The 21448-nt window shown below is 59.9% G+C and carries 20 protein-coding genes; 7 read left to right on the top strand and 13 right to left on the bottom strand.

Going from position 1 to position 21448, the window contains the following annotated elements; all coding sequences use genetic code 11:
* The first annotated feature begins 116 nt into the window (after positions 1-116).
* A complete protein-coding gene (locus tag DCO47_RS03445; protein WP_116657448.1) occupies positions 117-2498 on the top strand; it encodes a TonB-dependent siderophore receptor in 2382 nt (793 codons plus the stop codon).
* A gap of 227 nt (positions 2499-2725) precedes the next feature.
* Here the strand turns inward: DCO47_RS03445 and DCO47_RS03440 are convergent, their stop codons facing one another.
* A complete protein-coding gene (locus tag DCO47_RS03440; RefSeq protein WP_116657447.1) occupies positions 2726-3187 on the bottom strand; it encodes a DUF3574 domain-containing protein in 462 nt (153 codons plus the stop codon).
* 108 nt (positions 3188-3295) lie between these two features.
* Positions 3296-5680, bottom strand: a complete 2385-nt coding sequence (locus tag DCO47_RS03435) for a DUF3772 domain-containing protein (protein WP_116657446.1) — start codon at positions 5678-5680, stop codon at positions 3296-3298.
* 165 nt (positions 5681-5845) lie between these two features.
* Between DCO47_RS03435 and DCO47_RS03430 the strand changes: the two genes are divergently transcribed.
* The 3 genes from DCO47_RS03430 to DCO47_RS26985 all read left to right on the top strand — a co-directional run bounded on the left by DCO47_RS03430 (position 5846) and on the right by DCO47_RS26985 (position 6996).
* A complete protein-coding gene (locus tag DCO47_RS03430; RefSeq protein ID WP_042609609.1) occupies positions 5846-6355 on the top strand; it encodes a CinA family protein in 510 nt (169 codons plus the stop codon).
* 236 nt (positions 6356-6591) lie between these two features.
* Positions 6592-6819: a PLD nuclease N-terminal domain-containing protein gene (locus DCO47_RS03425; RefSeq protein ID WP_042609610.1), complete on the top strand. Its 228-nt coding sequence runs from the start codon at positions 6592-6594 to the stop codon at positions 6817-6819.
* A 39-nt stretch (positions 6820-6858) separates the two neighbouring features.
* The gene (locus DCO47_RS26985; protein WP_165839178.1) at positions 6859-6996 is read left to right on the top strand and encodes a hypothetical protein; all 138 of its coding nucleotides are present in this window, start codon (positions 6859-6861) and stop codon (positions 6994-6996) included.
* An 88-nt stretch (positions 6997-7084) separates the two neighbouring features.
* Here the strand turns inward: DCO47_RS26985 and DCO47_RS03420 are convergent, their stop codons facing one another.
* From DCO47_RS03420 to DCO47_RS03380, 9 genes are all read right to left on the bottom strand, one after another.
* The gene (locus DCO47_RS03420) at positions 7085-8266 is read right to left on the bottom strand and encodes an MFS transporter (RefSeq protein ID WP_116657445.1); all 1182 of its coding nucleotides are present in this window, start codon (positions 8264-8266) and stop codon (positions 7085-7087) included.
* Positions 8267-8377: 111 nt separating this feature from the next.
* Positions 8378-9727, bottom strand: a complete 1350-nt coding sequence (locus tag DCO47_RS03415; RefSeq protein WP_256590077.1) for an aminotransferase class V-fold PLP-dependent enzyme — start codon at positions 9725-9727, stop codon at positions 8378-8380.
* A 17-nt stretch (positions 9728-9744) separates the two neighbouring features.
* Positions 9745-10641: an EamA family transporter gene (locus tag DCO47_RS03410; RefSeq protein ID WP_064361950.1), complete on the bottom strand. Its 897-nt coding sequence runs from the start codon at positions 10639-10641 to the stop codon at positions 9745-9747.
* Positions 10642-10672: 31 nt separating this feature from the next.
* Positions 10673-11899: an acetyl-CoA carboxylase biotin carboxylase subunit family protein gene (locus tag DCO47_RS03405; RefSeq protein WP_116657443.1), complete on the bottom strand. Its 1227-nt coding sequence runs from the start codon at positions 11897-11899 to the stop codon at positions 10673-10675.
* Positions 11900-11929: 30 nt separating this feature from the next.
* Positions 11930-13261 carry an acetyl-CoA carboxylase biotin carboxylase subunit family protein gene (locus DCO47_RS03400; protein WP_116657442.1) on the bottom strand — a complete coding sequence of 444 codons (1332 nt, stop codon included), beginning with the start codon at positions 13259-13261 and terminating at the stop codon, positions 11930-11932.
* A gap of 71 nt (positions 13262-13332) precedes the next feature.
* Positions 13333-14673, bottom strand: a complete 1341-nt coding sequence (locus DCO47_RS03395) for an acetyl-CoA carboxylase biotin carboxylase subunit family protein (protein ID WP_116657441.1) — start codon at positions 14671-14673, stop codon at positions 13333-13335.
* Between the two features lie 15 nt (positions 14674-14688).
* Complete coding sequence (locus tag DCO47_RS03390; protein ID WP_042609616.1) at positions 14689-15441, bottom strand: hypothetical protein; 753 nt, start codon at positions 15439-15441, stop codon at positions 14689-14691.
* A 62-nt stretch (positions 15442-15503) separates the two neighbouring features.
* The gene (locus tag DCO47_RS03385; protein WP_042609617.1) at positions 15504-15812 is read right to left on the bottom strand and encodes a 2Fe-2S iron-sulfur cluster-binding protein; all 309 of its coding nucleotides are present in this window, start codon (positions 15810-15812) and stop codon (positions 15504-15506) included.
* Positions 15813-15909: 97 nt separating this feature from the next.
* Positions 15910-17166, bottom strand: a complete 1257-nt coding sequence (locus DCO47_RS03380) for an MFS transporter (RefSeq protein ID WP_042609618.1) — start codon at positions 17164-17166, stop codon at positions 15910-15912.
* 145 nt (positions 17167-17311) lie between these two features.
* Here DCO47_RS03380 and DCO47_RS03375 point away from each other — a divergent pair, with 145 nt between their 5' ends.
* Positions 17312-17767, top strand: coding sequence for a helix-turn-helix domain-containing protein (locus DCO47_RS03375; protein WP_064361946.1), 456 nt, complete (start codon positions 17312-17314; stop codon positions 17765-17767).
* Positions 17768-17890: 123 nt separating this feature from the next.
* Here the strand turns inward: DCO47_RS03375 and DCO47_RS03370 are convergent, their stop codons facing one another.
* Positions 17891-18805: a LysR family transcriptional regulator gene (locus tag DCO47_RS03370; RefSeq protein ID WP_116657440.1), complete on the bottom strand. Its 915-nt coding sequence runs from the start codon at positions 18803-18805 to the stop codon at positions 17891-17893.
* A 202-nt stretch (positions 18806-19007) separates the two neighbouring features.
* Between DCO47_RS03370 and DCO47_RS03365 the strand changes: the two genes are divergently transcribed.
* Positions 19008-20348, top strand: a complete 1341-nt coding sequence (locus tag DCO47_RS03365) for a nucleobase:cation symporter-2 family protein (RefSeq protein WP_116657439.1) — start codon at positions 19008-19010, stop codon at positions 20346-20348.
* A gap of 33 nt (positions 20349-20381) precedes the next feature.
* On the top strand, positions 20382-20891 hold the full coding sequence (locus tag DCO47_RS03360) for a nucleoside deaminase (protein WP_042609622.1): 510 nt from the start codon (positions 20382-20384) through the stop codon (positions 20889-20891).
* Between the two features lie 145 nt (positions 20892-21036).
* On the opposite strand, the gene DCO47_RS03355 is transcribed toward DCO47_RS03360, so the two are convergent.
* On the bottom strand, positions 21037-21285 hold the full coding sequence (locus tag DCO47_RS03355) for a DUF6555 family protein (RefSeq protein WP_042609623.1): 249 nt from the start codon (positions 21283-21285) through the stop codon (positions 21037-21039).
* Positions 21286-21448: the final 163 nt, after the last annotated feature.

Here is a 21448-nt window from a genome sequence, read left to right as displayed (position 1 = left end):
GATAATTAACCGATGTAATAAAACCCAAACTACAGCAGCCATTACTACGCATTCATTGCCGTTCTTTTAGTGTCGGCAAACGGCCAGGTATTAACTGCAATTCAAGGAGCTGATACATGCATTACCGTTCCCGTTCATTACTGGCCGCTGCTGTTGTGACAGCGATCTGGCAACTTCCTGCTCAAGCTGAAGAGACTTCTGCCGAAGATGAATCCCGCCTCGGAACCGTGCTGGTCACCGGTACCCGCGGTACATCGCGTACGGTGCTGGATTCGCCGGTGCCGGTGGACGTGCTGACCGCCGAAGATCTCAAGTCCGCCGGCGCTGCGGGCGGTGAACTGGGGGCGGCATTGCAGACGCTGCTGCCGTCCTTCAGCCTGCCGCGTCAGTCCAACTCGGGCGGTGCTGACCACGTGCGCGCCGCGCAACTGCGAGGCATGAGCCCCGATCAGGTGCTTGTGCTGGTCAACGGCAAGCGTCGGCATACCTCGGCGGTGGTCAACGATTCGTCGAAAATCGGTCGTGGTACTGCGCCAGTGGATTTCAACTCGATTCCGCTCAGCGCGATCAAGCGCATCGAGGTACTGCGTGACGGTGCCGGTGCGCAGTACGGCTCCGATGCGATCGCCGGGGTGATCAACATCATCCTCGACGACGCCCCCGAAGGCGGCGAAGTCTCGACCAGTTACGGCGCTTATCACACCCGTCAGGACGCGATCGACAAAACCACCACCGACGGCCAGAACAGCGTGACCACGGCCAAGATCGGCACACGCCTGGGGGAGGAGGGCGGTTTCATTCGCGGCGGCACGGAATACAAGAATCGCAACCCGACCAACCGGGCCGGCTTCGATGGCTTCGCCGATACCCCGGGACAGCGCAACTATGTGATGGGCGACGGCCTCGCGCGCGACGTCAACGCCTGGTTCAACGGAGAACTGCCGCTGGCCGCTGGCAAGCTCTACAGCTTCGGTACCTACAACCAGCGCCACACCACGGGCGCCGCGTTCTATCGCTACCCGTACGAGCAACCGCAGTTCTACCCCAACGGTTACCTGCCGCAGTCGTTGGGCGACAACAAGGACATCTCTGCCACCGCCGGCTTCAAGGGCTTGATCGGGGAAGAATGGGACTTCGACAGCAGTGTCACCCATGGCCGCAACCGCTTCGAAGGCTCGACCCGGCGCACCCTCAACGTCAGCCTTGGCGAGGACTCGCCGACCAGGTTCGATACCGGCGACTACGAACTGCGCCAGACTACTGGCAACCTCGATTTCAGCCGTGAGTTGCGTCTTGGCGAGCGCTCGTTCGTCTTGGCAGTCGGTGGCGAATACCGCTACGAAAACTACCTGACCTACGCGGGTGATGCAGCATCCTATGTCGGTGCCGGCGCGGATGGTGCCAACGGTCTGCGCCCGAGCGAAGAGTCGGATCTGGATCGCAACGTGTTCGGCACCTATGCCGAATTGTCCGGCGATCTCACCGAGCGCTTCTTCATCGACGCTGCCACACGCTGGGAACATTACGATGACGCCGGCAGCAAATTGACCGGCAAGCTCAGTGGCCGCTACAAACTGACGCAACAGTGGGCCTTGCGTGGCGCAGTGTCGAACAACTTCCGCGCACCTTCGCTGGCGCAAAGTGGCTTCCAGCACACCACCAGCAACTTCGGCGATGGCGGTACGCTGACGGACATCCGCGTGCTCTCGGTCAACGACCCGATCGCCCGCGCCCTCGGCGCAGAGAAGCTTGATCCGGAAACCTCGAAGAACTTCAGCCTCGGTCTGACTTTCCAGTTGAACGAACGCTTCGACGCGTCGCTGGACGTGTTCCGCATCGACGTCAAAGACCGCATCACCCTGTCGCAGCGGATCGGCAACGATGCGCTTGAAAGTTACATCGACGACAACTTTGGCGTGGCCGGCGTCCACGACGTCAACTTCTTCACCAACGCCGCCGACACCCGCACCGATGGCGCCGAACTGGTGCTCAACTATCACCAGCCGCTGTATGAAGGGCAACTCGGCCTGACCACCGCGTATACCTACAACCACACCAAAGTCACCAGCACCAAGGGCACGCCGTCGCAACTGACCGCACTGGGCATCGGCAATGATGCTCTGGTTGGCGTCGAGGAGACCAACACCCTGACCGATGCCGCGCCGAAGGATCGCGTCGTGTTTTCCGCCAACTGGGCAAGCGAACACTGGGGCCTGCTCGGACGCCTGACCCGCCAGGGCGAGACCACCCGCGTGTTCGATTTCGGTGATTCGCAACCCGAGCAGACTTACGGCGCGGTGTGGCAGCTGGATGCGGAGGTGGCATACAAATTCACCCCGACATTCAACCTCGCTGTGGGCGGCAACAACCTCACCGATAACTACCCTGAGCGCTCGGGCTCAGCGATCAATTATGGCGGCAACCTGCCGTACGACGTGCTGTCACCCATCGGTACCAACGGCGCGTATTACTACGCCCGGGTCACTTATGGTTTCTGATGCCGCCGGTTTGGGGCTCCAGCCTGAAATCGGCGTCAAACCCCGCCCCTCACCCCAGCCCTCTCCCAAAGGGAGAGGGGGCCGACCGAGGTTTCTTGCGTCATCCATCGACCTGAAGGACCGGGTCGATTGTGGATTCACTGAAGTCTTTTCAGGTCGGTGCAGATGCTGAATATCACCCAATCAGTCCCCTCTCCCTCTGGGAGAGGGCTAGGGTGAGGGGCTTTTCAGAACGACACCTGTGCCGGTTGCGACAGCCGCAGTACCGACAAATCGCCAGTGATCCGCTTGTACGCCAACCTGATGGCTTCGATATCACTCGAACGCTTTGCGCTGTTCTCATGCAGGATCACGATCACCTTGGTGCTCAGCCGCTCTGGTTCCTTCGCGCCCTTGTCGCGCCATTGCCCGTATGCATCGAACACGCTGAAGCCATCAGGGAAGCGCGGCGTGACTTGCTGATCGAGAAACTCGCGCCAGCGCGCGGGGCTGACAGCGCCTTCCTGGCCCTCCAGCGAACCGACGGAAAAGTACAGTTCAGTGCGAATCCACTGTGCCTGCGCCGGCCGTGAGGCATCGCCTTGCAGGGTCGAACTGGCGGGATCGAACGTGTGGACGGACGCAGGAGGAGGGCTGGCGCAACCGGCGAGCGTGAGCAAAAGCGTCGCCATTAACAGACGTCGAGGCATGAAGCATCCTTATCGAAAGTGGGGTAAGCCGCTGGAGTATAAGGTTGCGGCCCAAGCGCCAATAAAGACCGAAAAAGCAGCTTGATAGGTGCGTGGGGAATAACCTGATCAAGACGCCGCCGGCGGCTTCGCCAGCGCAATGCCCGCAGCGCCCAGGCGCTTGAGCACTTCGAACAACAGATCACTTTTGGTCAGCCCGACGATCCTCGGACTGCCGACGTAACCGGTGACCGTGAGCGTTATGCCGTCCGGCGACAACTTGCTGAAGCGCACGAACGGCGCCGGTTTATCGAGGATGGTTTCATTTTCGTGATAAGCGTCGAGCAGCAGCTGTTTGACCTGCTCAGGATCGATATCCAGTGGAAACATCAGCTCCAGCGACGCCACGCCCTGAGCACTGCCGCCGAGGGTGACATTGCGCAGGTTCTGCGAGATCAACTGCGAGTTGGGCACGATCACGATCGAGCGGTCGCTGAGCTGGATTTCCGTGGCGCGCACGTTGATCCGGCGGATGTCGCCCTCCACGCCACTGATGCTGATCAAGTCGCCGACCTTGACCGGGCGTTCGGTGAGCAGAATCAGGCCGGAAACGAAGTTCTTGACGATCTCCTGCAGGCCAAAGCCAATGCCCACCGATAGCGCACTGACGATCCAGGCAAGGTTGGTCCACTGCACGCCCAACGACGACAGCGTCAGCAGAATCACAAAGGCGTAGCCGATATTGGAAAACAGCGTGCTCAGCGACGCGCACATCCCGGGATCCATGTCGGTCTTGGGCAGGAACTCTTCGTCGAGCCAGCGGCTCAATGCGCGGATCAGCCAGATGCCGATCATCAGCGCCAGCAGCGCGTTGAGCAGATGCCCCGGGACGATGTTCAGCTTGCGCAAACCGGCGCCGCCAAGGATCGACATGATGTTGGTCAGCAACTGGCCCAACGTGGTGCCGATGCCGCCGACGAACAACGAAATCAGCGCCATCAACATCAGTCCCGCGCGGCTGAAACCGGACAGCAGAATGGAAATCTGATCCAGACGCCGATCACTGATGCCGAGCAACTGCTTGAGCGCCTTGCCGCTGGCGTGTTTCGGTGAAAACAGGTGCTCGCAGGCGTCCTTGACCAACTGAATCAGCAGGTAGAAGCCCGACAGCACGATGTAGCTCCACACCAGTTCATAACTGATGAAGCGCGCCAGCGACACGTAACCGGCAAGCAGTGCAATGGCCGTGACAAACATCGAAACGCTGGCGACGCTGTAGATCAGCCCGGCGAACACGCTGTTTGTCGCCGAGGCGTCATTGGCCGCGACCAGTGCCTTGCGCACTTTGCCGACGCGCAACAGCAGGGTGCCGATGATCGCCAGCACCACGATTGAAATCACGCCGCGCCCGGCCATGACGATCTGGCTGCTCATGCCCGTGGCGTTGCCGACCTGCACCAGCGTTACCAACACCAGTAAGGAGCAGGCGAGAATTCGCGGATATGGCCTGAGGGCCAGCGCCACCGGATCGGCAATGCCCGGCAAGCGCCACGACGGATGCTCGGTCGACAGTAACGCCCGGCTGAGCCCGGTGATCAGCACGCAGGCATACACGACTTTTTCGAACTCTTCGGAGAAGGTTTCCAGCACCGGCGGCAGGGCGTCGTGGCGGGTGCAGGCGTAGAACAGCAGTTTCAGGGCGATGGCGGTGGTGATGAAGGTCGCGGCGGCCGAGGCGAACGCCAAGGCACTGCGGCGCAAGCGACCCTCCGCTACACGATGAATGCAAAACCAGGTCAGCCCGCGTTCAGCCAGACGCCGGCCGAACGTCCACACCAGCAGCGCCAACAGCACCAGCACGCAGGTGTAAAAACGCTCGCCCGGCGCCCAGACCGTGGCCCACACGTCACCTACCTGTGTAACGAACAGGCGCAGCCGCTGGCGGTCGTCCTCGCTCGGATTGACCAGCGGCGCCCAGAAATGCGGACTCAGTACGCTGCGGGTACTCAGGGTCAGTTCGCTTTCCAGCAATGTGCGGCGGATGCCGGCAATCTGCGTGATCAGATCGGCGGCGTTCTGTTTCAGTGCCGCGAGGCTTTTCAGGGTGCCATCGACCTTGCTTTTCTGCTCCGCCAGCGCGGCCCGCTGCGCGACGATATCGGCTTGCTCGGCGGCCACCTCGGCGTCTGGCGCGGTGCCCAGAACGCCCAGTTGCACCGCCAGTTGCGCCTGTTGCGGCAACAGCGCAGCCGACAACCGATCGACATCGAGAATGAACGCCTGGACCCGATCCTGCGGGCCTTCGAGCTGGTTGTAATTGTTCGCCGCCGAAATCTGCTGCTTGAGCCCGTCGAGCCGTTGCTGCAAGGCTTGCAGATCACTTTGCGAAATCACCGGCAGCGGCGCCGCGCTTGATTGGGCCGGCGTCGGCAGGTCTGCCGCCCACAGCGAAGCACTGGCCGGAATCAGCAGCAGGAACAAGGCCAAAAACAACGACTTGAATGAACAGCGCATAACGGCGGCGGGCTCGAGTGGATCACACAGTCTATGAGGGTAGGTGATCGCGCCGAATGGGGCGGAAAACTTTCTCGGCGTGGACCATCTGCACACGCGTCAATTCCAGCGGAATGATCAGCGCAGCGTACGGTCAACCGGCAATAAAAGCTTCGAGAACACGCCATGTCCATCGCCAACGATACGATTGAATACCTGCGCCAACATTCATTGATCATCACCACCGCCGAGTCCTGTACGGCGGGGGAAATCGTCATGCTGTTGTCGGCAGTGCCCGGCAGCGGCGAGCTGATCGAGTGCGGCTACGTCGTCTATTCGCCGCAGGCCAAGCAGCGCTTGTTGCACGTCCGCCCGGCGACCATGGAGACCTTCAATCTGACCAGCGTTGAAGTCGCCAGTGAAATGGCCATCGGTGCGCTGCGCGACAGTACCGCCAACGTCGCGGTCGCCACCACCGGCATTCTTGGCCCCGACGATATGGATGGGATCAAGGCCGGTACGGTGTGTTTCGCCTGGGCATTTCAGTTCGATGACCGGCATTTTCTGTTCAGTACGCAGCAATGGTTTCCCGGCTCGCGCTGCGAAGTGCAGACCCGCGCCTCGGAATTCGCCTTGCAGCAATTGCCTGATTTCCACCGTCGCGCCTTGCGCGGTGAAGGAGGGTGGAGTCAATGAAGGATGATGCTGATCACCCCGATCTGCGCAGCAGGCAGTTCCCGGTACAGGAACACATGGCCTATCAGCTGGAACTGGACATCGGCGATGAGATGCTCGACAAGCGTCAGCATTGAAACGATGCAACCGGCGCCCGTGCGTATGCGCAGCGCAGCACAGGGCATGCGGTCGCAATTTTTTTGAACGCTCAAAAGGCCTCGCAGCCCAATGCTTACCAGTCATTGGAGGATCGCGAAATGAACGAGGCAGCGAGTTATTTTTCTATCGCCGTGGCGGTGATCATTCTGCTGGTTGACCTGTGGGCGATCGTCAGCGTGTTTCGCAGCAACAAAAGCGTCGGCGTCAAAGCCGCCTGGGCGATCGGCTTGATCGTGTTCCCGGTGCTCGGCCTGATCGTGTGGGGCATCGCCGGCCCGCGCGGCATCAAGGAAGGGCCTTCGTCGCCGGAGCACAGCAAGGGCTGATATTTAATGCAACCTGACCACTGCTTTAAGGAGATCGTCATGAAAAAAATCTGTGTATGCCTTGGCTTCTGCTCAATGTTCCTGTTGCACGGCTGCTTCGATTCGAACAAAGCCACCAGCAAGGACGAAGACAACAGCAAGGCCTCCGTGCAAATGGAGCAGAAGAAGGCGGATTAACCCGAATAACACGACACACGCAAACCCTGTGGGAGCGAGCTTGCTCGCGAAGGCAGTCCATGGTGGACCGCCTCCTTACGCGCCGGTGTCAGGCCCCCACGGTTTCGATGGGGGCCTGCCCTCTGGCGAAACGCGTGGCTGAAGTCTGGAGCAGCAGCCCCACCGATAGACACACCAATGCGAAGGGCAACAGCCAGGCGTTTTCGATAATCGCCAGTTGCAGCGTCAGTATCAGGAACAGCACGGGCGTCGCCAGCGCATTGGCCTTGCTGACGTAGAGTCCGACGGCGGCTTCACTGTATCGGCAGGCAATCGCAGCACGGATGTGTACCCGCGCGCCACCGAACGCCATCCCAAGAATCAACAGGCTCAGTGCTTTGAGTACGAGGGTGTCGGGCATCAGCACCCACATTGCGGTGGCGATCAGCGCCAGCGCAATCAGGGCAAACAGATACGCCAGCAGATTGCGCCCGGTGTTGGCAACGATCACCAGCACCCCGATCAGCGCCATGCCCAGGCCAAACACCGCGTCGAGTACGCCGAGCTCCAATAATGACCAGCCATGGTTGGATACATAAACCGGCAGCATGAAGTTGAACGCCCCGAGGATGGGCCAGATCAGCAGCATCGGCACAAACAGGGTCAGCGGCAGCGGGGCCGGAACTGCTCGCGTGCTGGCAGGCTCGATGACGGTCGGCACACTGTCACGGGTATGGCAGATGCCGGCAACCAGGAGGAAGCCGCCGCTGAGCACCAGAGCAAAACCGATACCGCTCAAAATCGGCATCAGCCCCGCCGCGAGCAGCGGGCCGATCATCAATGCGGCCTGGCTGGTGGCGGTAGTGGCGCCACTGATGCGGCGCACGCTGACTTCGTTCATCCCTCGTTGCAGCTGGGTAAACCACATGTCCAGGCTGGCCTCCAGTGACATCACCATCAACCAGACGAAGAGGTTGGTGATCAGCAGCCCGGCGGTGTAGTTCCTCGAAAGCCCGGAGATCATGGCAAGACCGGCCAGGCACAGAATGAACAAGCTGCTCATCTGCCGGCCATTCATCTTGCGCGACAGGCGTTTGATCATCATCGGGGTGATGAAAGCGGGTATGAACGAGCAGAAGATCGCCAGTGCCAACGGCAGGTAATCGTCGTTGCTCTGTTTGAGAATGGTCCAGGTCAGCGACACCAGCAATGCCCCGGAAAACAGCCGGTAGACGGTCGAGCAGAACAGGAAAATCGCCAGTTCTCCGGGAGTCTCGTTGTTTTTATTCATGTCATTGTTCCTGCCCATGGATAGGCGCGCTTCAATCATTCGAATAGCCGAGGTCAGCCTCAGCCCGCGCAAAAAACCGCTGGCTGGAGGCTGACTTCGGTCCAGGCCGGTTCAGGCGAAAGTGCGCATGACCCTGAGGGTTTGCTCGATGTCCTGCGGGGTGTTGATAATCCCTGCGGAGAATCGAACCGTGGAGTGCCGATACGGTGTGGCACTGGCGATGATGTTCTGCGTTTTCAACTTCGCCACCACATCCTTCGGCGTCCAGCCCTGGACATCGCAACAGACGATGCCGGCGGAGAACTCGGCGGAGCGGGGCGTGTGCAGGTGCACGTTGGGCAGCTTCGCCAGGCCTTCTTTCAATTGTCCGTTGAGTTCGGCGACACGATCGGCAATGCGCTTGCGGCCGATTTTCTTGATGAAGTCGAAGGCTTCGATCACACCCCACTGGTTTTCAAATGCGAGGAAGCCGCCGGGACTGACCCAGGCCGCTTGCGTCTGTCCTTGCGGGTCGCGCTCCTGCCGCCAGGCGTTGGCGGGCTCGGCAGCCATGATGGTCGGTATGGTCGGAATCACCTGTGGCCACTGACCCTCGCGAGCCCAGACCAGCCCGGTGCCATGAGGGCCAAGAATCCATTTGTGTGTTCCGGCGCTGAAAAAGTCGCAACCCAGGCTGGCGACTTGCGCCTCGGAACAGCCGAAGCCGTGCACACCATCGATCACATAGATGATCCGGTCAGCCTCTGAGCGGTCCCGGTTGAGGCGCGTGACCAAAGCGCCGATGTCCTTGACCGGCAAGCGCACGCCTGTGCCGGAATGCACCCAGGTCATGGCGAGGATGCGGGTCGATGGCCGGATGGCGGCTTCGATGCGCGAGACAATGGCATCGGTACTGACATCCTCGGGACCCTGGTAGAGGTCGATGCGGCGGATGCTGCCGCCCCACTTGAGCACCGCCAGGCGCATGGCCTCGTCGTGGGTATACCATTCGTGATGGGTGGTGAGGATTTCCTGGTCCGGTGTCAGTTTGAGGCCGTTGTAGACCATCGCCAGACCCTGCGTGGTGCTGGTGGTCAGGGCGATGTCTTCGGCTCGGCCACCGGTATAGTCCGCCGCAGCGGCGCAGACTTTACGCCAGACCATGTCCTCGGGCCTGGCAAACATGTTGTCTTCGAGATAAGTGTAGGGATTTTCATCGAATGCCTGACGGTGACGGGCCATCGCCTCGCGCACGGGTCTGGGATTGGATGCCAGAAAAAAGTTGGAAATGTGCACGAACTGCGGCGACAGATTGAACTGCGCACGCACCGATGCCCAGTCGCCCGGATCGAATGTCGCCGCGGTTTCATCCTGCGCGGGCGCTTGCCCCGCCTGTGCACTGGCCATCCCTGCAATCATGCTGCCTCCAATCAGGGTCGCTCCTACAGTGGCGCCCATGAAATCACGTCTTCCCAGACCCATACCGATTCCCTGTCGATTCATAGTGAAGTGCGCGCAGGGCGCGCGAACATAGCATTGAAAATCCGCTGACCATAGAGGCCGACCGCCAGACCGACCACGATCAGTACCACCGCCAGCACTTTGTTCAGTGGCACGCTTTCGTTGAATACCACGACCGAGCCAAGCATGCCGAAAATCGGCACCAGCAACGACAGCGGCGCCACTGTCGAAACCGGATAGGTCTTGAGCAACGAGTTCCAGATCCAGTACGCGAACAAGGTATTGGGGTAGACCTGGAACAGGATCGACAAGACCGCCGTGGTATCGATCTGATTGACCAGTGTGGTGTAACCGACGCTACCGTTGACGGCGTAATCCAGCGCAAACAGCGGGATCGGTGCGAAAGCGCTCGACCAGACCAGAAAACCGAAGACATCACGGGTGCTGGCTTTCTTGTTGATGATGTTGGCAACGCTCCACGACGCCGCACCTACCAGGACCAGCAATACCCCGGAAAGGCTTACCGATCCGTCGCTGATGCTGATGATGCACAGCAGGCCGGCCAGCGCGATCAACATTCCCAGAACCTGAAAGCGCGTCAGGGCTTCCTTGAACACCCAGCCACCGAGGAGGATGGTGAAGAACGCGCTGAACTGCAGCACCAGCGAAGCGATCCCCGCAGACAGCCCCGCCTTGATGCCCAGGTTGACCACGCCCCACAGTCCGATGCCGAACACCAGGCCGTAGCCGATGATGTAGCGCCACGGGACATCGGGTTTGCGAATGAAAAAGATCGCCGGCAAGGCGCACAGGCTGAAGCGGATACCCGCCAGAATGAACGGATCTACCGTCGCCAGCCCCAGTTTTATCACCGAGAAATTCACACCCCAGATCGCCGTTATCAATACAGCCAACACTACGTGCAGTGGTTTCATGGTTATTTGCCTTGTGGAGAAGTAGGTCGGCTCACGCTACGGAAGTCAGGTTGCGGGCGAGGCTCACGCGGTCGAACAACGTGCGCATCCAGTCTCGGGTCTGTTGCGGTTCGCTTGTCTTGACGATACCGGCCAGTGGCGCCTCGAACGCGGAGTAGGTCACATGCTCGGGCAGCAAGGCACCTGGCGGCAGTTCGTTCCATTGCACGATGAACGGACTCGCGCGTAATTCCTCGGCACCGGCCAGCCCTTGATACAACCGCTGTGAATGCGTGTGACCGGGGAAAACGAACCAGCCGTAGCCCAGATCCGGCTGGTGGTCGGGCAGATGCGCGGTGTTCAATTCGCCGTCCACATGAATACGCAGTTCCAGCGATGGCAGATGAATGCCGGTGGCCAGTTCATAGGTCGCCACCACGTCAGCGCCGCCGACGCGATTACCCACCTCCAGGAACACCGGTTCGTCAGCATCCATGATCGCTTCCAGATGGAATGCGCCGTTGTGAATCTGCACGGCCTGCAACGCCGTGCTGACCCAGGCCTGCATCCCGGCGCTGACCTGCAGGTGCCAGGAACCGAGTGGATGTCCGCGCTCCATGTAATCCAGGCAGGTGCCGACGTACTCGCTGGCCAGCAGGGTGACGATTTGCCCGTTCAGCACCAGTCCGTCGAAATGACGAATAGAGCCGCTGATGTATTCCTCAACCTGAAAGTCCGCTATGGGCAATGAAAGGTCGCTGATCGTTTGCCGGATCGCATCAAAGGCGCCCGCTGCTGGGTGGATGCTGACATCCATGCTGGACGCGCCGCTGTGGGGTTTGAGCACGGTCGCACCGTTCCAGGGAACCCGGCCCTGAAATGCCAGATAACGCTCAAGCGACATGAAGCGCGGCACGCGCAACCCACTGGCTTGAACGGCCGCTTTCATCGCCAGCTTGTTGCGCGCCAGGGTGACCGCTTGCAGCGAGGCCCCTTCGACATTCAGCGCTTCACGCAGGCGCGCCGCGTCGAGCAGTTCGTATTCGGACATGGAAATGATCCGATCGAACTTTTGCGGATATTGCGCCAGCCAGGCCAGCGTCTCCTCGAATGCGCTGCCCAGACCGGCCCTTGTTACGGCTGTGCAACGCAAGTCTGCAGGCAGCGTATCGATGGCCGATTGTTTGCCCAGATACGTGACCTCATGCAGATCGTGATCGATGCCGCGGTGATATTCGATGCGTGGATAGGGCACACGGTGAAGGATGAGAATTTTCATGCCAGAGTCTCGAAGGGAATAAGAGAGGGGTCAGGAGGCGACCTTGAGTGGCTGCGCGGCGGCCAGATGACCCTGCAGAATCTCAAGCCATTGTTCGCGCAGGACCGTCACCAGATCGCGGATGTCCACGCTGGCGTCATGCAAGGCAACGCAGGCGTGCGCAACAAAGTCGCTGTTGTCTCTGGGAATCGCGTGGATGAGGCGCGAGTGTCCGGCGATCCATGCACACTCCAGCAGCACGAGGTCTTTCCTGGCGAGGTCGAGCGCTTGGGCCGTTCGAGCCAGCGTCTCGTCGACCATGCTGTTGATCTTGCCGAGGTCAGCCACATCCAGAGTCATGTCATGGGGCACGCCGAACATGACGGTCGCGGCACTGCAGGTCGCGGGCGGCAAATCGGCCGGAATTGTTGCGGCAAACACCGAATCAACCCACGCGGCATACAGGTCCAGACCATGAACGGCCTGCGCCAGGGTCCAGATTTTCATGCCGCCGGGGCGGCGATTGGGTTCGATCACGGCGGTGCGGCAGTCGCTGTCACTGAGTTTTATCTCGTTATGAAACGGCCCGATGCGCTGGCCGACGAGGCGATTGACCTGCTCGCCAGCCAGGCGAATGGCCTGACGTTCGTGCTCGTCGAGGCGAGCGGGCAGGATCTGCGCCACCTCCACCGGATAACGCCCGGTGGCGCTGACTTTCTCAGTGATGAACCACAGTTCGCCCAGCCCGTCATAGGAATATTCGCGAGTGAAGGTAATGAATGCCTCTGCCAGCACACCCCCGTCCAGGTAGGGCGCCACTTCGTTGAATGCCTGCTCGCAGTCGCCTCCGGGCGTGACCATGACCACACCGCGATTGTTACCTTCACACGCGGGTTTGATGACGAAACCACGCTCCTGACGCACGGCAAAGTTGCGCACATCGTTGAGGCATTCGATGGCCTGGAAGTCTGGAAGCATGACGCCCGACTGATTGAGAAGGGCGCGCTGTTCGTACTCGGCGATGCGGTATGCCAGTTTGTCAAAAGCGCCCAGTGCCAGTTCGGCATCATCCACGGGCAGCCCCAGACGTTCGAGCAACGCGGCGCCGCTGGCTACCGCGTTATCGGAAAAAACCATCCCGGCACTGATTCTGGCGGCGTCGTCACCCAGCTGTGCCAACGCCTGGCGTATGAAATCATCTGCCAGAGGATCGGCATCGATCACCCGGTCGCTGATCGCCAAGTCATGATCCTGAGGATCGCTGCGTACCAGCCACGTCTCGGCACCCCAACGCGCGCGAGCGTAATTGCGCATGTGCAGAACGTCACCGATCCGGCTCAGGTTGTAATCCACTATCAACAATACAGGCGCACGCTGCGGCATGTCGGACATCCTCGAATACTTGCAGTTGTTCAGAGAGGCAAGGCTGTTTCAGGCAGTGGTTCGGCGGCCGCTCAAGGGCTTTCCGGCTGATACTGAATGTCCAGCGCCGTGGCGCTGAGTTGGGCCAGTTGGTGCAATTGCGCCGCCTGATCGGCGCGCTCGAAGGTCCACAGCAACTGGCCGAGGAACACCTCACGCGCATGCGCGGGCACTACATCGCCGGCCTTGAGCAGAATGTGCTGAACCACCGGTGCGAGCGGTAACGCGTTCAAGGTGACGGAACTCAGCGTTCCCGGTCTGGCGAAATACACGCGAAAAAAAGTCGCCGCCGACTGCGTGCTCGTGCCGTCCGAGCGCCAGCCGTAATCAACCAGTCGCTGCACCAGTGACGCACGGGTCGAGGTATCGTCCTGACTGGCCAACAGCAGATCGATCCACAGCGACAGCATGCTGTGCCCGCCAGTGACGGCCTCGACGCTGTGGGAAATCAGGCTGCCACCGACCCGCGGGTTGATCTCGATCAGGTCCCAGTACTGGCCAGTGAACCGCGATTCGACGTGGTAGCAGCCCCATTTGAGCGCCATGCGCCCCAGCACTTTCTCCAGCCATTGCAGGCCCGCCGCGATCTGTGCCTGATCAAGGCTGGCTGGCGGGGTGGTGCAGCTGTCTTCCAGCACCGTGTCGGCGGTCTCGGTGACTTCATATTTCTCGTGAATGGCCACGACATGCATTTCGCCATCCACCAACAACGTTTCGAAACTGAATTCCTGGCCCGGGATGTAATCTTCAGCCATGAACTGCAGGCCGTCGTGGAATGCCGAGGCATAGACGGTGTCTTCGGTCGAGGCCAGACGCAATGCCTCCAGCGCCTGCCAGTCCGTGTCCTGGCGCATCGGAAATGCAGCATAGGAAGCGATGCCGTGGATCGGTTTGATGAAGTAGCGTTGGCTGCTGGCCTTCAGTGTTTCGAGGACAGGGGCGGTCAGCGCATGGGCCTGGGCGCTGGACAGGCCCGCCTCGGCAAGCTGGTTGCGCACATTGAGCTTGTTGCGCAGTGCCAGCGCCTGCCGGGCATCAATGTCATAGGTGCCGAGTGATGCGTTGGCTGCCGCCATCAAGTGCCGGTAACCTTCCCAGACGCTGATGCAGCAGGTGACCTGCTCACCGGACTTGCGCAGGGTCTGCAGCGCATTGCTCACATCCTCCTGCTTCAACTGGTGCGAGTCGGAAATGTACAACCGGTCCGCCCAGGTCTGGATCTGCTCCAGGCGGGCCGGCACATGTTCTGGAAGCGGCAATGAAGACAGCACGAAACAGCGAAGCTGGCGTCGCTGCAGCTCCTCCTTCAGGTCTTCCAGGAAAGAAAAGCCGCAGTGGCTCAGGATCAGAACACCGGGTCGGTTTGACTTCATTGCCTGCTCCATGGCTTAAGCAGCCTTGTCTTGCGGCTTGGCCAGGGTGTCGATGTACAGCTCGCTGAAATACATGGCGAGAATTTTCTGATGCTCGGCCAGGTAGCGTTTCAGCGCGCTGATGTCCTGCTCACCCTTGATCAGGAAACGCAGGGCCGCCCAGACTTCACCCGGATGGTCATCGTTGATGTCAGTGTGAGAGTGGGAGATCTGCCCGACAATTTTGGTCTCGCCAACCGAAGTCTTCAGCGCTTCGAGTTTGCGCGGCTCAAGCTTCACGTTCACGTACTCGACCAGATAGGAGTAGGCGATGACGCCCAGCGGGCCTTCGTGGTCGAGCAGGTAGGAGAAGAAGCCGGTCAGCAGTTTGGTGGACAGGTACGGTTCGGTGGCGAGGAACTCTTCGCGGCTGACGCCGACACGCTCCAGGTCCTGAATGAACAGATCGTCGTGGAGCATTTCTTCCTGCTCGTAATGCGCCCAGATCTGTGCCGCTTCCGGGCTGACCTTAGCCACTTCGACCAGTGCTTTGGCTTCCGCTACGCGCAGCAGGCGGATGCGCCATGCGGTTTCGATCAGGTGACGCTTGTAATAGGCACTGTTGACGTCTTTGCCTTCCAGGTGCGCGGCCTGAGGTACGGTTTCGTACCACTGCTCTACTTGAGCGTCGATTATCCGATCGATTTCTCCACGCAGATTCAGCGAAGCGGCAGCGTTGAGAAAAGGAGTGCGGTCACCATAGCCAACATTCTTTACACGGTTCAGCATATCAAGCCTCTTTTTTGGGTTTGTTTTAACGCGTTGTTTATTAGTGGATTCAATTGCAACTATCAGCCAATAACTTCAATGGCCAATTCACCTCTTATCAAACACTGGCAGGCCAGGCGATATTCTTCGCCGGTGTAACCCAGTACTTCAATAAACGCTTGTTCATCGTCATCCCGAGGATTCAAGGCCTCGAGACCTGATTCAACCTTGATCAGGCAAGCGCCGCAGGCACCTACACGGCAGCCCAGCGGGATCAGATTCTTGCCGCCGGCTTCCCATTCGATATCGGTAATCGCAGAGTTGCTCGGTAGTTGGAACTCATGCGCAGAGTCAGACTTTTGCGAAGTAATGGTGAGTGTGTGCAACGCCATACTTACCTCGATTCCCTATTAAAGTTTGTGTGGCAGGCACACAGTTGCACGCTGCGTATCACTACGCACTCGAGCAGTTAGTTTGTCTGGCGGTAAGTTATCTGCTGGTCAGTTGAAGATATAACCAATAGAGCAGGGCGACGACGCTGATGCCTGCGCCCAATAGGCACACGGCAACCCAGCCGAAGTGCGCGTAGGTATAAGTAGCCGCGATCGCACCCAGGCCGCTGCCCACCGAGTAGAAACACATGTAGGCACCGACGAGGCGGCTCTGGGCGTCGGGTCGTGCGGCAAAGATCAGACTCTGGTTGGTCACATGCACCGCTTGCACGGCGAAATCCAGCAGGACGACCCCCACGACCATCGCCAGCAGCGAGCTTTCGACGAACGCGGTGGGTAACCAGGACAGCGTCAACAGCGCCAGCGCCACGCCCGTGGTGCGATTACCCAGTCCTTGATCCGCCAGGCGTCCTGCCCGGGCCGCCGCCAGTGCTCCCGCTACCCCGGCCAGGCCGAACAGCCCGATCTGCGTGTGCGAAAGCGACAGGGGCGGAGCGCTCAGCGGCAAGACCATCGACGTCCACAACACGCTGAAAGCGGCGAAGATCAGCAGCGCGAAAGTGCCTCTGACACGCAGTGTGCGCTCAGTCAGATACAGCTCGAACACCGACCCCAGCAGTTTCCAGTAACTGCCTTGTGCGGGCGGCTTGGCCGAGGCGGGCATGGTTCGAAACAGCACCAGGGCCATCGCCACCATCAATGCTGCCGAGACGAAGTAAACGCCGCGCCAGCCCGCCAGATCGGCAACGGCTCCTGAAACGAAGCGAGCCAGCAGGATACCCAGCACGACACCACTGGTGACGGTGCCGACGGCTTCGCCGCGTTGTTCAGGGCTGGCCAAAGTAGCAGCGTAGGCGACCACCACTTGCACGACGACGGCCATCAATCCGACCAGGACCATCGCGCCGAGCAGCATGCCCCAATCCTGAGCAAGGCCAACGGCGCACAGCGCCACGGCTGAAAGCAACATTTGTGTAAGGATAAGTTTCTTGCGATTCAGCAGGTCGCCGAGGGGCACGATGAACAGCAAACCGACCGCATAACCGGCCTGAGTGGCGGTGACGACAATGCCGATCGTGCCGGGTGATACAGAAAGGCTGGCCGCCATGGACTCCAGCAAAGGCTGGGCGAAGTAGACGTTTGCTACCGCCATGGCGCAGGTAATTGCAAAGAGAAAAGTCTGGTAGCGGCTTAAAGTCGAAGGCGCTGTACCTGGAGACGTCCGGGTGTAGCCACCGGCCGCTTTGTCGCCCTCGACGTCCATTTTTACCGGGGCATGAGGCTTGTACGGCATCATTCCATCCTTGGATTGTGGTTTCGAATAGAAACCGATGCGTTGATTTTTAGCAAATCAGGTTGTTAAATACAACCACATTTCAAAAACATTTTCGTCTGACGTTAGATCATTCTATTCATCAGACTTGCAGCCCTGGAGAGACATGGCCAGACAGCAACTACTGGCACAGAGCGAATGCCCCGTGGCCCGTACACTCGAGGCAATCGGCGATCGCTGGGTTCTGATGATCATTCGTGACGCGTTTGATGATGTTCGTCGCTTCAGTGAGTTTCAGAAGCGCCTTGGCCTGGCCAAGAACATCCTGACGGTCAAACTCAAGATGCTGGTCGAACTGGGCGTATTCGAAATACAGCCCGCGTCCGACGGCAGCGCTTACAAGGAATACGTCCTGACCGAGATGGGACGCGCCGTGTTTCCTATCGTTATCAGCATGCGCCAGTGGGGCGAGCGCTACCTGTTCCGCAAGGGCGAGAGTTATTCGGTGTTGCTGGATAACGAAGAGTCGGCACCTGTCGAGACCATCGTCGTGCGCTCCCGAGCGGGCAAGGTACTGACCCCCGCCGATTGCCATCGCCGGGTGGTCACGCGGGAAAGCTGACGACCGATCCCGCATAGCCTGCTTGAACATACCCGAGCCAGCGTGGGGCGCTGATCAACCGGCATGGCGGTTGAAGTCATTCGCCCGCACTTGCTGATCGAAAGACAGCTGTTCGCCAGATCATCACAGCGTGGTGATCTGCCCATTGCGATCACGCTCATACACTTTGTTGGCCTGCAGCTTTTCTTTCAGCCAGCGCTCGGCCGTGCCCAGCGGCCGTTGGCGTGCCCACACCAGATCGACGCCGATCTGCCAGTCGGTGTGGGGATATGCCGACAGCTGCAGTTCGACCAGTTCGCCGTTGCCCAATTCGCGCTGTATCAGTTGGCGCGGCAGGGTCGCCCAGCCGAGCCCGGCGCGGACCATTTCCAGCAGGGCCAGATAACTTTCCGCTTGCCACAGCTGCGTCGCCCGCAGGTACTCGCTGCTTGGCAGTTTGCTGGCGTGCGCACTGAACGCCAGGCGCCGGTGCACGTGCAAATCGTCGAACGTGACATTGTCCAGCTGTGCCAGCGGATGCTCGGGGTGGCAGACGTGCAGCATGATCAGCTTGCCCAGTTGCTGGAACGCCAGTTCCTTGGGATACCCAGGCTGCGAAAACGCCACGCCCAGCACCGCTTCGCCACTGCTGACCAGTTCGCTGACATCGCCGTGCACCGGGTGACGAATGATCAGATCGACAAACGGAAAGGCCTGCTCAAACGCTTGCAGCACCGGCATGATCGGGCCGTACGGCGTTTCAATCGCCAGGGTCAGGCTCGGTTCGACGTTGTCCGAGAGGCAATCGGCGTGGGCCTCGAAGGTCATGCAGCGCTCCAGTACCGCCTCTGCCTGCACCAGCAATTTATGGCCGTTGGCGGTGAGGGCGGGGCTGCGATTGCTGCGGTCGAACAGCTCGACGCCGAGATCGGTTTCCAGGTTGGCAATCGCCGCGCTGATGGTCGACTGCGTCTTGCCCAGCTTGCGCCCGGCGGCGGAGAACGAGCCGCTTTTCACCACTTGGACGAACATCAGTAATTGATCGAGTGAGAAGCGCACGCGGTGTACTCCCGGGTTGAAGGTAAGGGCGATTGTGCCCCGCGTTAGCCATCGAAAAAAGCGATGGTTGCCAATTTGTTTCATCGTTAAAAACATTCAAGGATGACCTCGCGTCTTCAAACGCCGGGGCTGATCCTTTCTGTCCATCTGCCCCTGAGCGCCAACGGTTACCACCCACGCTGCCCCCTCAGGAGCTTGTGCCATGACTACACAACGCGTTCACCCGGTGGACGAAGTGCTGCAGCTGCGGCAGCTGTTCACCTTCGGCCTGCAGCATGTTCTGGTGATGTACGCCGGAGCGGTGGCGGTGCCGCTGATTCTCGGCAGTGCGATGGGGCTGACATCGGCCCAGGTGGTTTTACTGATCAATGCCAACCTGTTGACATCGGGTGTGGCGACGCTGATTCAGACCCTTGGCTTCTGGAAATTTGGCGCGCGTTTGCCATTGATTCAGGGCTGCTCGTTCATTGCCTTGGCGCCCATGATCATGATCGGCAAGGAGTTCGGTCTCAGCCAGATCTTTGGTGCGGTGATTGCTGCCGGTTTTCTCACCATTGCGCTGGCGCCGGTATTCAGCCGCTTGCTGCGATTCTTTCCGCCCGTGGTGATTGGCAGCCTGATCACCATCATCGGCATTTCACTGATGCCGGCGGCGGCGATCTGGCTCGGTGGTGGCAATCCCGATTCGCCCGACTTCGGCCGTCCGGCCAACCTGGTGCTGGGCCTGGCCACGGTCAGTGTGACGCTGGTGATCTACGCCAGATTCAGCGGTTTCATCGGCAATCTCAGTGTGCTCATCGGCTTGTTGGTCGGCAGCCTGATCGCTGCCGCCTGCGGCATGACGCACTTCAGTCGGGTCAGCGAAGCAGCGTGGTTCGAGTTCAGCGCACCGATGGCGTTCGGTGCGCCGGAATTCTCTCTGATGCCAATTCTGATCATGACCCTGGCGATGCTGGTGATCATGGCCGAGACCACCGGCAACTGCCTGGCCATTGGCAAACTGGTTGGCAAACCGACTACCCAGCAGACCCTCGGCAATGCTTTCCGCGCCGACGGGCTGTCGACTATGCTCGGCGGCCTGTTCAACAGTTTTCCGTACAACGCCTTCACGCAAAACACCGGCCTGATTGCGCTTTCCAGCATCAAGAGCCGCTTCGTCGTCGCCGCTGCTGGCGCGATCATGGTGTTGATGGGCTTGTTTCCCAAGCTCGGCGCGCTGATTGCAGCAGCGCCGACGCCGGTGCTGGGGGGCTGCGCGGTCGTCATGTTCGGCATGACCACGGTGGCGGGCATTCAGGTGCTGTCACGGGTGCAATTCGAAGGCACACGCAACGCCATTATTGTTGCGGTGTCGGTCAGCGTCGGCGTCCTGCCGATGTCCTTTCCGGCTCTGTTCGAACACGTCGGCCCAACGCTGAAACTGGTGCTCGACAGCGGGATTTTCCTCGGCGCGATCACCGCCATCCTGCTCAATGTACTGCTCAACAAACAAAAAACATCGACCGACGCCGTCGGCGCATCGGCGGCCGAACTGGCCGACTGACCTTTGTCTTTTCACACTGCCCAGGAGTTACCCATGAATCAATTCACTCAGCCTGTTCCGGCCGGCGTCAGCGATCTGGACCTTGCATTGCTGCGCCAGACCATCGCTCTGTCGCAAGCGTCGAAGCAGCGTGGCCGGCATCCGTTTGCAGCGCTGGTGGCGGACCGAGACGGCAAGGTCATCGCCGAGGCGGGCAACAATTCGATGCCGCCGGAAGGTGATCCCACCCAGCACGCCGAACTGGTCGCGGTGGCTGCGGCGGCGAAGCTGTTGTCACCCACGGAGCTGGAGGCCTGCACGCTGTACACCAGCGCCGAGCCTTGCTGCATGTGTGCCGGCGCGGTGTATTGGACCGGGGTAGGGCGGGTGGTGTATGCGTTGTCGGAGCATGCTTTGCTCGGATTGACCGGCGATCATCCGGAGAACCCGACGTTCTCGCTGCCGTGTCGTGAAGTCTTTGCCAGAGGGCAACGCACGGTCAGTGTTTTCGGGCCGATGCTGGAGGCGGAGGCGGCTGAGCCGCATAAAGGGTTCTGGTCGTAAACCTGGGTTGACTTGATCGTTCCCACGCTCCCGTGAGGCTCTGCGTCACAGCGAAAGCAGGCCGTTGGAGCGAGCAGTTTCACGCGGTCAGAACCTTTTTGCTTTCCGGCCAATTCGACAAAATCAGTTGAACAATTCGGTTTGTCTAAGCCTCCGTCCAGTCCAGCGCTGCCGTCTCGCGCCACTTCACCTCAGTAATCCCATAGCGCTCGGCCTGGGGTTTGGAGACGACCTTCAACGGTGGTTTGCCCGGTTTTGGAATCGGCGCAATACCGGCGTCACAGCTCGCCCAATGCCAAGCGTCGGCGTTGCGCATACTCTTGGCGCGGATGACGAATGATTTTGGCTGGTCGTGCAGTTTGTATTCGATGACGAAAATATCGGTGTTACGCATGAGTTCCTCCTTACGCTCATACGTAAATGATTTTGTCCGACAAAAAAAATTCAAAGGATTTTCTGGCCAGATGATCAGCGACACGCAGCGCTCTGGAACGCGGTTCTTCGAGGTTCATCAGGTACAGGCGAACCTGCGGAACATCAGCGTATTAGCGCCGACG

Origin of the sequence: Pseudomonas sp. NDM (assembly GCF_003105095.1) — a bacterium.
GTDB classification, from domain to species: domain Bacteria; phylum Pseudomonadota; class Gammaproteobacteria; order Pseudomonadales; family Pseudomonadaceae; genus Aquipseudomonas; species Aquipseudomonas moraviensis_A.
The sequence above is the reverse complement of the archived record's forward strand: the minus strand, read 5'-3'. Positions and strand labels throughout refer to the sequence as shown.